Annotated in this window: 9 protein-coding genes; 6 read left to right on the top strand and 3 right to left on the bottom strand. The window is 66.6% G+C overall.

The genetic code is table 11. The features are described 5' to 3' along the window. Positions 1–143: 143 nt before the first annotated feature. From WDM91_11495 to rarD, 5 genes are all read left to right on the top strand, one after another. Complete coding sequence (locus WDM91_11495; GenBank protein ID MEI9995210.1) at positions 144–1,811, top strand: NAD+ synthase; 1,668 nt, start codon at positions 144–146, stop codon at positions 1,809–1,811. Positions 1,812–1,976: 165 nt separating this feature from the next. Next, positions 1,977–3,317 (top strand): glutamate--tRNA ligase, encoded by a 1,341-nt coding sequence (gltX, locus tag WDM91_11490; GenBank protein MEI9995209.1) that lies wholly within the window; start codon positions 1,977–1,979, stop codon positions 3,315–3,317. Positions 3,318–3,591: 274 nt separating this feature from the next. After that, positions 3,592–4,926 carry a cysteine--tRNA ligase gene (gene cysS, locus WDM91_11485; GenBank protein MEI9995208.1) on the top strand — a complete coding sequence of 445 codons (1,335 nt, stop codon included), beginning with the start codon at positions 3,592–3,594 and terminating at the stop codon, positions 4,924–4,926. Then, entirely contained in the window at positions 4,923–6,521 is a 1,599-nt protein-coding gene (gene cimA / locus WDM91_11480) for a citramalate synthase (protein MEI9995207.1), read from the top strand. Before cysS ends, cimA begins: the two co-directional genes overlap by 4 nt. A gap of 163 nt (positions 6,522–6,684) precedes the next feature. Continuing rightward, a complete protein-coding gene (rarD, locus tag WDM91_11475; protein MEI9995206.1) occupies positions 6,685–7,593 on the top strand; it encodes an EamA family transporter RarD in 909 nt (302 codons plus the stop codon). Here the strand turns inward: rarD and WDM91_11470 are convergent. After that, positions 7,570–8,247 (bottom strand): TIGR00730 family Rossman fold protein, encoded by a 678-nt coding sequence (locus tag WDM91_11470; protein ID MEI9995205.1) that lies wholly within the window; start codon positions 8,245–8,247, stop codon positions 7,570–7,572. The genes rarD and WDM91_11470 overlap by 24 nt on opposite strands. 45 nt (positions 8,248–8,292) lie before the next feature. Here WDM91_11470 and WDM91_11465 point away from each other — a divergent pair, with 45 nt between their 5' ends. Continuing rightward, positions 8,293–10,155: an ABC transporter ATP-binding protein/permease gene (locus WDM91_11465; protein MEI9995204.1), complete on the top strand. Its 1,863-nt coding sequence runs from the start codon at positions 8,293–8,295 to the stop codon at positions 10,153–10,155. Here WDM91_11465 and WDM91_11460 read toward each other — a convergent pair whose 3' ends face one another. Next, the gene (locus WDM91_11460; GenBank protein MEI9995203.1) at positions 10,156–13,368 is read right to left on the bottom strand and encodes an efflux RND transporter permease subunit; all 3,213 of its coding nucleotides are present in this window, start codon (positions 13,366–13,368) and stop codon (positions 10,156–10,158) included. Then, positions 13,365–14,504, bottom strand: coding sequence for an efflux RND transporter periplasmic adaptor subunit (locus WDM91_11455; protein MEI9995202.1), 1,140 nt, complete (start codon positions 14,502–14,504; stop codon positions 13,365–13,367). The genes WDM91_11460 and WDM91_11455 overlap by 4 nt, the downstream gene beginning before the upstream one ends. Positions 14,505–14,519 lie beyond the last annotated feature (15 nt).

Genomic DNA, 14,519 nt, shown 5'->3' with positions numbered 1-14,519 from the left:
TTGCAACACTTGCTCGATGGGTCCCGGATCGGCGCTGCGCGCCGTCCGGGATGACAACGGTGTTCGATGATCGCGGCCGGCGCTATGCCGCTCTGCGCATGCCGCGTCTTTCTCCCGCTCCAATTGCGCGCTAAACCCTCCCCATGACGGACTCCTTTCGCATCGCGCTGGCCCAGCTCAATCCGATCATGGGCGACATCCACGGCAACCTGACCAAGGCCCGCAAGGCGCGCGCCGAGGCGGCGGCCGGCGGCGCCGACCTCATCCTCTTTCCCGAGCTCTTCATCGTGGGCTACCCGCCCGAGGACCTCGTCCTCAAGCCCGCCCTCCAGGAAGACGCGCGCGAAGCGATCGAGAAGCTCGCCAAGGACACCGCTGACAGCGGACCCGCCATCCTGATCGGCGCGCCCTGGACTGAGGACGACAAGCTCTACAACGCCTGCCTCTATCTCGACGGCGGCAAGATCGCGGGCAAGACCTTCAAGGTCGACCTGCCCAATTACGGCGTGTTCGACGAGAAGCGCGTCTTCGTCCCGGGCCCGATGCCCGGCCCCTTCAACATCCGCGGCGTGCGCATCGGCGTGCCGGTGTGCGAGGACATCTGGACGCCCGACGTCGTCGAGTGCCTGGCCGAGACCGGCGCCGAGATCCTCCTCGTCCCCAACGGCTCGCCCTTCGAGGCCGGCAAGGAAGACGTCCGCCTCAACCTGATCGCCGCCCGCGTCACCGAGACGAAACTGCCGCTGGTCTATCTCAACCAGGTCGGCGGCCAGGACGAGCTGGTGTTCGACGGCAATTCCGTTGTGGTCAACGCCGATCTCTCGACCGCCCATCTTCTGCCCGGCTGGGAAGAGACGCTCGTGATCACCGAATGGACCCGCCAGCCGACCGGCGGCTGGGTCTGCGCCCCCGGCGGGCGCGTGAAGACCGAAGAGCGCAGCCACTCCGTCTATCACGCGATGATGCTGGGCCTGCGCGACTACGTGAACAAGAACCGCTTCCCCGGCGTGGTGCTGGGCATGTCCGGCGGCATCGACAGCGCGCTGAGCGCCGCCGTCGCGGTCGATGCGCTCGGCGCCGACCGCGTGCGCTGCGTGATGCTGCCCAGCAAGTATACCTCGGGCGAGAGCCTCTATGACGCCGCCGAATGCTCCGCCCTGCTCGGCGTGCATTACGACACGGTCGCCATTGAGGACGTCGTCGAGAGCTTCGGCAAGGCGCTCGCGCCCATCTTCGCCGGCAAGCGCGTCGACACGACGGAGGAGAACCTCCAGTCCCGCGCCCGCGGCGTGATCCTGATGGCGATCTCCAACAAATTCGGCCCCATGGTGCTCACCACCGGCAACAAATCCGAGATGAGCGTCGGTTACGCCACGCTCTATGGCGACATGTGCGGCGGCTACAACGTCCTGAAAGACGTCTACAAGATGGAGGTCTTCGCGCTCGCCCGCTGGCGCAACCAGTGCACCCCGCGCCATGGCCTCGGCCCGGCCGGGCGCGTCATCCCCGAGCGCATCATCGAGAAGCCGCCGAGCGCCGAATTGCGCGAGAACCAGAAGGACGAGGACAGCCTCCCGCCCTACGAGATCCTCGACGGCATCCTCGAATGCCTGGTCGAGAACGAAATGACCTTCGAGGCGACCTGCGCCAAGGGCTACCATCCTGCGACGGTCAAGCGCATCGAGCAGCTGCTCTACGTCAGCGAATACAAGCGCCGCCAGGCCCCGCCCGGCGTGAAGATCAGCGCCAGAAACTTCGGCCGCGACCGGCGGTATCCGATCACCAACGCGTTCCGAGACGCCCGTGATTAACCACCCCTTGTCATCCCCGGCGAGTGCGAGCGGAGCGAGCGCGAGGGAAGGGGACCCAGGTCGGTACGCATCCGTGGTGCGGACAGACCTGGGTCCCCTTCCCCTCGCAATGCTGACGCATTGCTCGGCCGGGGATGACAAGTTGTGCATGTGGCGAGGGACGCGATGACTGCCCCCATCGTTCGCATCGCCCCATCCCCCACCGGCCATCTCCAGGTCGGCAACGGCCGTGCCGCGGTGCTAAACGCGCTCTTCGCGAAGAAGACCGGCGGCCGCTTCATGCTGCGGATCGACGACACCGACGACACGCGCTCCACCAAGGAATTCGAAGCCGCAATCCTCGAAGACTACGCCTGGCTCGGCCTGCATCACGACATCTTCGCGCGCCAGTCCGACCGCGTGACGATCTACGAGGAAGCCGCCGCGAAACTCAAAGCCGCCGGCCGCCTCTACCCCGCCTATGAGACCGCGGACGAGCTCGAGCGCCGCCGCAAGCGCCAGATGGCCGCGCACAAGCCGCCGGTCTACGACCGCGCCGCCCTCGCACTCACCGCCGACGACCGCGCCCGTCTCGAAGCCGAAGGCCGCAAGCCCCATTGGCGCTTCAAGCTCAGCCACGCCAAGGTCCGCTGGACCGATGCGATCCGCGGCCCGGTCGAGATCGACACCTCCACCCTCTCCGACCCCGTCCTGATCCGCGAGGACGGCCGCTTCCTCTACACGCTGCCTTCCGTCGTCGACGACATCGACTTCTGCATCACCCACATCATCCGCGGCGAAGACCACGTCACCAACTCCGCGCCGCAGATCGAGATCTTCGAAGCCCTCGGCGCGCCGGTGCCCGTCTTCGCGCATTACCCGCTCTACCTCTCCGCCGAAGGCGGCAAGCTCTCCAAGCGCGACAATTCCCTCTCCCTGCGCGGCCTGCGCGACGAAGGCATCGAGCCGCTGGCCCTGGCTTCTTACCTCGCCAAGCTCGGCACATCGGACCCTATCGAGCCGCGCCAGACCCTCGACCAGCTCGCCCAGGAATTCGCGTTCGAGAAGATCGCCCGCGCCCCCGCCCATTTCGACACTGCCGAGCTCGCGGTGCTCAACGGCAAGCTGTTGCATCTTTTGCCCCACGACGCGGTCGCGGCGCGCTTGAACGCGGCCGGCATAACCGGCGGCCCACCCTTCTGGGAGGCGGTGAAGCCCAACCTGCTCAAGCTCGCCGACGCCGCGATCTGGTGGGCCATCGTCCACGCGCCTGTGACGCCAGTCCTCGAAAATGCCGAACTGACGACCAAGGCCGCCGCGCTCCTCCCGCCCGAGCCTTGGGACGAGACGACCTGGAGCCTGCTCACCAAAGCGGCAGCCGAGGCCACCGGCCTCAAGGGCCGCGCCCTGTTCCACCCGCTCCGTCTGGCTTTGACCGGCCGCGGCGATGGACCCGAGCTCAAAAAACTGCTACCCCTGATCGGCCGCGAGCGAGCGCTCGCGCGCCTCAAAGGGAACACGGCGTGAGCACTTCGCTCCACATTTGCGCGCTTATTTGCGGCTGACGCCGCGACACCTCCCTTTGCTCGACCCTCACCGCTAAACCTCAACTGTCATGGCCCGCGAATGTGGGCCACCCAGGTGACATCTTCGCCGGCCTCGAAGGGCGCGGGGACTGCAATTCCTGGATCGACATTTGAGGCGCCCCAGCTGGGTGGCCCGCATTCGCGGGCCATGACACTGGTGGGTGGGGCGGGCAGGGTAACCATCTAAGCATCAAATCATTGTAAGAAGACGCACCATGACCATTCGCCTGCACAACACGCTCACCCGCTCGAAGGACGTCTTCACGCCCATCGATCCCGCCAATGTGCGCATGTATGTCTGCGGCCCGACGGTCTACGACTACGCCCATATCGGCAATGCGCGCCCCGCCATCGTGTTCGACGTCCTGTTCCGCCTGCTGCGCCACACCTATGGCCCGGGTCACGTCACCTATGTCCGCAACATCACCGACATCGACGACAAGATAAACGCCCGCGCCGCCGAGCGCGCCGTCGGCCGCAACACGCCGATCCTCGACGTGCTGCGCGAGATCACCGAGGCGACCTACGGCGTCTACCGCGAGGACGTGAGCGCGCTGAACTGCCTCCCGCCCACGTTCATGCCGCGCGCCACCGAACACGTGCCTGGGATGATCGCGATGATCGAGACGCTGATCGCGGGCGGCCACGCCTATGCCAGCCAGGGCCATGTCCTGTTCGATGTCACCTCGAAGGCCGACTACGGCAAGCTCGCACGCCGCAGCCTCGATGACATGCTGGCCGGCGCCCGCATCGACGTCGCGCCCTACAAGAAGGGCGACATGGATTTCGTGCTGTGGAAGCCGTCCGAGGCCGAGCAGCCGGGCTGGGACTCGCCGTGGGGCTACGGCCGCCCCGGCTGGCACCTGGAATGCTCCGCAATGATCGAAGCGACGATGGGAGACACCATCGACATCCATGGCGGCGGCATCGACCTCGTCTTCCCGCATCATGAGAACGAGATCGCCCAGAGCGAGAGCGCCCATCAGGGTCATCCGCTGGCGCGCGTCTGGATGCACAACGGTTTCCTCAACGTCGAGGGCGAGAAGATGTCGAAGAGCCTCGGCAACTTCGTCACCATCAACGAGCTCTTGAAGGATTGGCCCGGCGAGGTCCTGCGCTTCAACATGCTGCGCACGCATTATCGCCAGCCGATGGATTGGACCGTCGCCGGCATGACCGAGAGCTGGAAGACGCTCGAGAAATGGTACGCCGTGACCGAGCCGCTGGCCGATCCGCCCATCGGCGCCGCTTTCCTCGAAGCCCTGAGCGACGACCTCAACACCCCCGCGGCCATCGCGGCGCTGCATCAGGGCACCGAGCACGAGCTGGCCGGCGGTTTGGGCCTGCTCGGCTTCTCCAACGTCCAGCTCAACCTCGCCGCCAAGAAGCAAGTCGACGAGGTCGCCATCGCCGACGCCATCGAAGCCCGCAAGGCCGCCCGCGCCCGCAAGGACTTCAAGGAATCGGACCGCATCCGCGACGAACTGCTGGCCAAAGGTATCGCGCTGAAGGACGGCCCCACGGGCACGACCTGGGAGGTCAAGCGATGAGCCGCGAGCGCCTCTATCTGTTCGACACGACCCTGCGCGACGGGGCGCAGACCCAGGGGGTGGACTTCTCGGTCGAGGACAAGCGCCAGATCGCGCTCGCGCTCGACGGCCTGGGCCTCGACTATATCGAGGGCGGCTGGCCGGGGGCGAACCCGACCGATACGGCCTTCTTCGCCGAGCGGCCGCCGCTCAAGACCGCACGTTTCACCGCCTTCGGCATGACCAAGCGGGCTGGGCGCAGTGCCGCGAACGATCCCAGCCTGGCGCAGGTCCTGGGTGCCGAGGCCGACGCGGCCTGCCTGGTCGGCAAGACCTGGGACTTCCAAGTCGATGTCGCGCTCGAGATTCCGCGTAGCGAGAATGTCGACGGCATCGCGGAGTCGATCGCCGCCGCGGTCGCGAAGAAACGCGAAGCGCTGTTCGATGCCGAGCATTTCTTTGACGGCTACAAGGCCAATCCGGATTATGCGCTGCAGTGCATCACGGCGGCGCATGACGCCGGCGCACGCTGGCTGGTGCTGTGCGACACCAATGGCGGCACGCTGCCGGAGGACATCTACCGTATCGTTTCCGACGTGAAGGCGAAGCTGCCGGATGCCGCCCTCGGCATCCACGCCCACAACGACACCGAACAGGCGGTCGCGGTCAGTCTTGCGGCGCTGCGGGGCGGTGCGCGCCAGATCCAGGGCACGCTCAACGGCTTGGGCGAGCGTTGCGGCAACGCCAATCTCTGCGCCCTGCTGCCGACGCTTCTGCTGAAAGAACCGTATACAGATCAATTTGAGACGGGCGTGAGTCGCGAAAAGCTCGCCGGCCTTACCCGTATCTCGCGTCTGCTGGACGAGATCCTCAACCGCGCCCCCAACCGCCATGCCGCCTATGTCGGGCCGTCGGCTTTCGCGCATAAGGGCGGCCTGCATTCCTCCGCCGTCGCGAAGGACCCGCGCACCTACGAGCACGTCCCGCCGGAGACGGTCGGCAATGTGCGCAAGATCCTGGTCTCCGACCAGGCCGGCCGCTCCAACCTGCTCGCGCGCCTCTCCGAAAGCGGCATCGATCTCGACGCCAAGGACCCGCGCATCGCCCGCCTGCTCGAAGACCTCAAGCAACGCGAATTCCTCGGCTACGCCTATGACGGCGCCGAAGCGTCGTTCGAGCTGCTCGCCCGCCGTGTCCTCGGGCAGGTGCCAGACTACTTCAGCGTCCAGAGCTTCCGCGTCATCGTCGAGCGCCGCCATAACGCGTTGGGCGACCTCGTCACCGTTTCGGAGGCCACTGTGCGGCTGACCGTGGACGGCGAAGTGCTGCACACCGCCGGCGAAGGTGTCGGCCCGATCGACGCGCTGGACGTCGCGCTGCGCAAGGACCTGGGCAAGTACTCGTCCTGGCTCTCAGACCTGCGGTTGGTGGATTACAAGGTGCGTATCCTCACGAGCGGCACCGAGGCCGTGACCCGCGTGATGGTCGAAAGCGCCGACGGCAAGGGCAACCGCTGGTCGACGGTCGGCGTCTCGCCCAACATCGTCGACGCGTCCTTCGAAGCCCTGTCGGATTCGATCTGCTACAAACTCTACCGCGACGGCGCCCGCGCGTGAGGCGTCGTGCGATAGCGCCGCTCTTTTCCTCCCCCCATTGTTACGGGGGAGGGGGACCATCGCGAAGCGATGGTGGAGGGGGGCGACGCCGGAGCTCGCCCCCTCCGTCACGCCGCTGCGCGGCGCGCCACCTCCCCCGCAACAGCGGGGGAGGAAAGATAGCGTGACCGCGCCCGCTCCCCACCAGGACGAAACCCGCGGCATCCTCTATGCCGGCGCCGCTTATGCCATATGGGGCCTGGTGCCGCTGTATTGGCGCCTGCTGGGCGGCATTTCGCCCGGCGAGATCACGCTGCACCGCATCCTGTGGTGCGCCCTGTTCGGGCTCGCCGTCACGGTGGGCCGGCGTCGCGTCTCTCATCTCGTGCTCGTCTTCCGCACCCCGCGCCTGCTGGGCGCGCTGGCCGCCAGCAGTGTGCTGATCACGGCGAACTGGACGCTCTACATGTATTGCGTGACGACGCACCAGCTGGTCGAGGCGGCGCTGGGCTATTACCTCACGCCGCTGGTCTCCATCGCGCTCGGCGTGGCGCTTCTGGGCGAAAAGATTTCGCGGCTGCGCGTCGTGGCGATCGCGCTCGCCACCATCGCCGTTGCGATCGAAGCCTTCGCGCTCGGCCATGTCCCCTGGGTCGCGCCTGCCCTGGCGCTCACCTTCGGATTCTACGGCTATGTGCGCAAGCTGACGCCGGTCGACGCGCTCGACGGTCTCACGATTGAGACGCTGCTGCTGCTGCCGGTGACGCTCGCGTTCATCGTGCTCTGGGCGGTGGACGGCACCGGCGCCTTCCCGGCGGCCGCGCCGAGCCGCGACGCGCTGTTGATCTTCACCGGTCCGCTCACCGCGCTGCCGCTGGTGATGTTCGCCGCCGGCGCGCGCCGCATCCGCATGACCACGCTGGGCTTCCTGCAATATCTCTCGCCCTCGATCACCCTGATCGTCGCGACGCTGATCCTGGCGGAGCCCTTCACGCGTCTCGACGCGATCGTCTTCGCCTGCATCTGGAGCGCGCTGGTCCTGGTCAGCCTCGACGGGCGTGTCCCGCTTCTAACGCGCCGGGTCGCCGAGTAGGGCGGTCAATTTTTCGGCGGCCTGTTCGGGCGTCTTCACGACATGATAGAGCGTGTCGATGGTCCGAAGGGCAAAGCCCTCGCGCACCACCCGCGCCAGCAACGGCCAGAGGGGCGCATAGAAATCGTCCGTGTCGACGATCACGATGGGCTTGTCATGCTCCTTGAGCTGCGCGATCGACAGCACCTCGAAGAGCTCGTCGAGGGTTCCCAGCCCGCCCGGCAGGATCACGAAGGCGTCGGATTCGGCGATCATCCGCTGCTTGCGGATCTGCATGTCTGGCACGATGACCTCGTCCACGCCGTCCAGCGGCGTTTCGCGCCGCCGCAGGAAACCCGGAATGACCCCGAAGACCCGCGCCCCGGCCGCGCGCGCGGCCCGCGAGCAATCTCCCATCAACCCGACGTCGCCGCCGCCGAACACCATGGCGAAACCCCGTTCCCCGATCAGCGTTCCAAGCCTTGTCGCCGCTGCGGCATAAGCCGGCTTGGCGCCGTGCGACGAGCCGCAGAACACGCAAATGGCAGCAGTTTTCTTGTCCATGTCATCCCAAGGGTTGCACGCCCGGCCCGCAGTTCCTAAACAGATTCGAACAGAAAGGTTAGTCGTGCGCCGCTCCCTCATCATCCTCGGAATCATCGCCGTGATCGCCATCGTCGCCGGGTTCCTCGCCTTCGGCGGCGGGAACATGGGCCACTGATGGCGCGTCCCATCGTCGAAGAGGGTGACGGCGCGCCGTCCTTCCGCCCGCTCTGGATGCTGCTGCCCTATCTGTGGCCCAAGGGCCAGCCGGAACTGCGCCTGCGCGTCGTCGTCTCCGTCCTGTTCCTGCTCGCAGCGACGGCGGCCACCAGCTATTCGCCGCTGTTCTACGGCTATGCCATCGACCGGCTCGGCGGATCGCCAGCCGCAATCGCCATCGGCTCGGTCGTCGCGTTGATCGCGGCCTACACCGTCAGCCGCATCCTGATGCAGGCGCTGGCACAGCTGCGCGACGGAATCTTCGCCAAGGTCCAGTATCATGCAATGCGCGAGGTCGCGGTCTCGACCTTCGCGCATGTCCACACGCTCTCGCTGCGCTTCCACCTGGAGCGCAAGACCGGCGGCCTCAGCCGGGTGATCGAGCGCGGCACCAAGGGCATCGACACGATGCTCTCCTTCGCGCTGTTCAGCATCTTCCCCACCATCCTGCTGCTCGTGTTCTACAGCGTCATCCTGTTCCGGAGGAACGGGATGTGGGTCGCGCTGACGACGCTGGTCATGGTCGTCGCCTATGTCTGGTTCACCTTCGCGATCACCCGCTGGCGCATCCAGTTCCGCCGCGACATGAACCAGAGCGACACCGACGCCAACACCAAGGCGGTCGACAGCCTGCTCAACTACGAGACGGTGAAGTATTTCAACAACGAAGGTCACGAGACCCGCCGCTTCGGCGTCTCGATGGAGAAATATTCGCGCGCCTCGATCCAGGCGCAGATCTCGCTCTCCGTGCTCAACACCGGCCAGGCGATCATCATGGCGCTGGGCCTCGGCGCCGTGATGGTGCTTGCCGCCTATGACGTCCAGGCCGGGCGGATCAGCGTCGGCACGCTGGTCGCCGCCAACGCGATCCTGATCCAGCTCTACCAGCCGCTGAACCTCTTGGGCACGGTCTATCGCGAGATCACCCAGGCGCTGGTCGACATGGAGGCGATGTTCCGCCTGCTGCACCAGCCCGTCGAGGTCACCGACAAGCCCGGCGCGCCGGACCTCGCCGTGACCGGCGGCGCCATCCGGTTCGACAACGTCGTTTTCGGCTATGAGCCCGCACGCACCGTGCTGAAGGGCATCAGCTTCACCGTCCCCGCCGGCAAGACGGTCGCGGTGGTCGGTCCGTCCGGCGCCGGCAAGTCGACCATCTCGCGCATCCTCTACCGCTTCTATGACATCACGTCCGGCAGCGTGACCATCGACGGCCAGGACATCCGCGACGTGAACCAGGCGTCGCTGCGCAAGATCATCGGCATCGTCCCGCAAGATACGGTGCTGTTCAACGACACGGTGAAGTACAACATCGCCTATGGCCGGATCGGCGCGACGGAGGCGCAGATCAAGGACGCCGCGCGCCATGCCCAGATCGACAAGTTCATCCGCGAGCTGCCGCTCGGCTACGATGCGATGGTCGGCGAGCGCGGCCTCAAACTCTCGGGCGGCGAGAAGCAGCGCGTCGCCATCGCGCGCACCATCCTCAAGAACCCGCCGATCCTGCTGCTCGACGAGGCGACCTCGGCGCTCGACACGCATACGGAGCGCGAAATCCAGGGCGCGCTGGCCGAAGTCAGCCAGGGCCGAACCTCGCTGGTGATCGCGCATCGCCTCTCGACCGTGATCGATGCCGACGAGATCCTGGTGCTCGACCACGGCGAGATCGTCGAGCGCGGCCGCCATGCCGAGCTCATCGGGCGCGGCGGCCATTACGCCGCGATGTGGAACAAGCAGAAGCAGGCCGCCGAGGCGCTGGAAGTGCTCAAGGCCGTCGAGAACGATCCGGACGTCGTGCGCTCGCTGCCCGTCGCCGGCTGATCACTCCGCCGGCTGCGGCTCCGGCGCGGCGCGCCGTCCGCGCACGGCCCGGATCGGCGCCGCCAGGCCGCTGCCAAGCGCCGCCAGGAAGCCGCCGCGCTCGCGCATGCGGTAGGGCAGGGCGAGCATCGCGGGGATCAGGCCCAGCGTGATCATCTTGGAGAACGCCAGGCCGAACACGATCGCGGTCGAAAGCGACACCCACATCAGCCCGTTCGGCCCGCCGATCGTCACTTCCCGCGTCGCGAAGTTGATCTCGACCGCGAACATCATGGGCAGCAGGCCGCCGATCGCGGTGATCGTGGTCAGGAACACGGGCCTGAGGCGCTGGGCGCTCGAGCGGATCACCGCCTCGATAGGGTCCATCCCGGAATCGCGCAAGCGGTGGAAGGTGTCGATCAGCACGATGTTGTGGTTCACCACGATGCCGGCCAGCGCCAGCATGCCGGTGCCCGTCATGATGACGGAAAAGGGCTGGCCCATCGCGACCATGCCGAGCAGGGCGCCGATCATCGCGAGCACCACCGCGCCGAGGATCAGTCCGGCGTGATAGAAGCTGTTGAACAGCGCCAGCAGCACGATCGCGATCAGGAACAGCGCGAGGAACGCCGCGACCACCAGGAACGCGCCCGACTCTTCCTGCTGCTCGCTGCCGCCCTTGAACGCGACGCGCACGTCGTGCGGAAAGGACTGCGTCGCGAGCCAAGACTTGATGAGCGCGATCTCGGCATTGGCGTTGAGTCCCGGCTTGACGTTGGCGCGCACGTGGTAGACGCGATGGCCGTCGACGCGCTCGATCGAGTTCACCTGCTGGGCCGGCTTGAGCGTGACGAAATTGCTGATCGGCACCATGCTGCCGTCGGCGGTCGAGATGCGCAGATCGTCCAGCGCATGGATGCCGCGCTGTGCGCTCGGGTAGCGGACGCGGATGTCGACCTCGTCCTGGCTGTCGTCGGGACGGTACTTGCCGACCAGGATGCCGTTGGTGACGAGCTGCACCGCCGTGCCGATCGACTGCGCATTGGCGCCGAAGCGGCTGGCGATGTCGCGCTTGATGTCGAGGTCCCATTCGATGCCGGGCAGCGGCCGGGTATCCTCGACGTCGCGCAGCTCCTTCATCTTGTCCATATGCGCCCGGATCGCCGCGGTGACGCCGGCCATCGCGGGATAGTCGTCCGAGCTCACGTCGATCATCACGTCCTTGCCGGTCGGCGGGCCGGGATCGGGCTCACGCACCTCGATGTGCACGCCGGGGATGTTCGCGGTCTTCTGGCGGATCTCCTCCTCGATCAGCTTGCCCGGACGGCGCTCGCGATAGTCCTTCATCTCGAGCCCGAGCTGGCCGATATTGTCGACCGGCACGCCGCCATTGTTGTTCATGACGCTGCTGTTCTGTCCGCCAGACGAGGCGTAGATCGCCCGCAGGCCCGGCACCGTCTGCGCGATGCGCGCGACGCCCATGACGATGTCGCGCTTCTCGCCGGCCGAGAGATTGCCGCGCGCCGAGATGAACACCTGGGCGAAGCCCTGGTCCGCGTCGGCGAAGAACACGGTGCCGCGATTGAACAGCACGAACAGGAAGATCACGCCGAACACGATGCCGCCGGCACCCAGCATGACCATGCCGGGCCGCTGCGTCAGCCACTCCGACAGATGCGCGTACCAGCCCGTGATGCCGGGGATCTCGCGCCAGTCGCCGGTCTCCGACGCCTCCACGGCGCGTTCGTGCTGTTCGTCATGCGGCGGCCGCTTGCCGAAGATGCCGCCCAGGACCGGGAGGAAGATCAGCGCCACGACCATCGAGGCCGACAGGATAATGATCAGCGTGATCGGAAAGAAACTCATGAACTTGCCGGCGACGCCCGGCCACAGCAGCATCGGCAGGAAGGCGCCGATCATGGTCGCGGTCGCGCTGACCACCGGCCAGAACATGCGCAGGGCCGCTTCCGCGAAGGCCTGTTTCGGCTTGTGCCCTTCGGTCATCTTCCGGTCGGCGTATTCGACCACGATGATCGCGCCGTCGACCAGGATGCCGACCGCGAGCAGCATGCCGAACATGATCATCTCGTTCAGCGACATGCCGATGCCGTTGAGCACCATGAAGGCCATCAGGAACGAGGTCGGGATCGCGACGCCCACGAGCAGTCCTGCGCGCAGGCCGAGCGCGGCGACGACGATGATCATCACCAGCACGATGGCGAGGATGATCGAGTCCGACAGCGACCCCAGCATGTCGCGGATCTGGGTCGAGAAATCGTACAGATAGGTGACGTGCACGCCGGGCGGCCAGGTCTTCTCCGCCCGGTCGACGATGTCGCGCACCGCCAGGTTGTTGGCGATGATGTTCGAGCCGATGCGCTTGGAGATGTCGAGCGAGATGGTCGGCTGGTTGTTGACCCGCGCATAGGTCGTGGGATCGTAGAAGGTGCGGCGCACCTCGGCGACGCTGCCCAGCGTGACGGTCGAGTTCGCCGTGGCGCGGATCGGCAGGTTGAGCAGGTCCGAAGCGTTGGCGATCACGCCGGGCACCTTGACCGCGAAGCTGCCATGCCCGGTGTCGATCAGGCCGGCGGCGATCAGCCGGTTGTTGTTGGAGACCGCGGCGAACATCTCCGCCTGCGAGATGCCGTAGCTTTCGAGCTTCGCCGGATCGATGACGATCTCGAGCTGTTCCTTGCGCTCGCCGTTGATGTTGACGTCCAGCACGCTGGGAATGAGGCGGATCTCGTCCTTCAGGTCGCGCGCCAGCTTGAGCAGGGTGCGGTCCGGCACTTCGCCGGACAGCGCCACGGAAATCACCGGCTGCAGCGCGGTGTTGACCTCCTGCACCGACGGCGGGTCGGCCTCCTGCGGCAGCAGGGAGCGCGCCTGGTCGACCTGCGCCCGGACGTCGGCCAGCGCCTTCTGCTTGTTGAAGTTCACGTCGAATTCGAGGATCACGACCGCGACACCGCTATAGGCGCGCGCGGTCATCGTCTTGATCCCCTCGACCGAGCGCAGCGCGGTCTCGAGCGGCTTGACCAGCAATCGCTCGCTGTCTTCGGGGCTGATGCCCGGATAGGTCACCTGGACCACCAGGATCGGGATCGGGATGTCCGGCTGCGCTTCCTTGGGAATCTTGATGAAGGCGACCACGCCCGCGATGATCACCACCGCGATCAGCGCGATGACCAGCCGCGTGTTGTTGACCGACCACTCGACGATCCGGGTCATGACGATTTTCCGCTCTTCTCGGGCACCGCGTCGACCTTCTGGCCGTTGCTCACGAATTCCTGGCCCACGATGATGACGGTGACGCGGTCCGGCAGGCCGGTCACCCAGGCGCCGGTCGGGTCATCCGACAGCACGGAGACCGGGATGAAGCGCACGATCCGGTCTTCCACGACGCGCACGCCGACCTGGCCCGAATCGTCGAGCACCAGGATACCGGGCGAGATGTGCTGGGCCTTCAGCCGCTTCACCGCGATATGGATGTCGGCGCTCACCCCGTCGCGCAGCTTGGCGTCCGGATTGGGAAGCTCGACTTCGATGCGGAAGGCGCGCGTCATCTGGTCGGCGCGGTCGGCCACGAAGCTCACCTTGCCGCGCACCGCTTCGCCCGACACGAGGTTGACGGTCGCGACGTCGCCGAGGCTGATCTGGCCGACGTCCTGCTCCGACACGGTGCCGACCGCGAGGAAGGGCTCGGGTGCAACGACCATCTCGCACTTGTCGCCTGGGCGCATGTAATCGCCGACATTGACATAGCGGTCGTCCACGAAGCCGGCGAAGGGCGCCTTGATGCGGGTGTTGCCGAGCGCGATCTGCATGGTCGAAAGTCCGGCCTGGGCCTGCGCATAGGCCGCTTCGGCCTGTGCCAGCTGGGTCTTGGAGCGGAAGCCCTCCTTGTAGAGATCCTGCGCGACCTGCAGCTCCTTCAGGGTCTGCGCCACCATCGCCGAGGCCTGCTGTACCTTGGCGCCGCGGTCGTTGAGCTTGATCTCGCACAGCGTGTCGCCGGCGCGCACCCGCTGGCCCTTGTCGAAATGGATGGCCTGCACCACGCCTTCGACCTCGGCCCGGACGTCGACCGCGTTCTTGGCCTGGGTCCGGCCGCGCACCGTGATGGTCGCATCGCGCGAGGAAGCGGTAAGGGTCGCGACCCGAACCATCGTGACGGCCTTCGACGCATCGGCCACCTTCTCGTCGTGCGGCGCCGCGCGCCCGGTCAGCTGGCCGCTCGCGATCCACAGGACGACGACGATTGCGATGCCGGCGGCCCACTGATAGGCCGGCTTCATGCGCAGCCAGAAGCCGGGCATGACGGCATCGTACAGGCGTCCGATCGTCTCTCCGATTTGCCTGAACATAGGCGTTCCCGCTCC

The organism is Rhizomicrobium sp. (assembly GCA_037200385.1).
Lineage (GTDB): Bacteria > Pseudomonadota > Alphaproteobacteria > Micropepsales > Micropepsaceae > Rhizomicrobium.
This window is presented reverse-complemented; position numbering and strand designations above follow the sequence as displayed.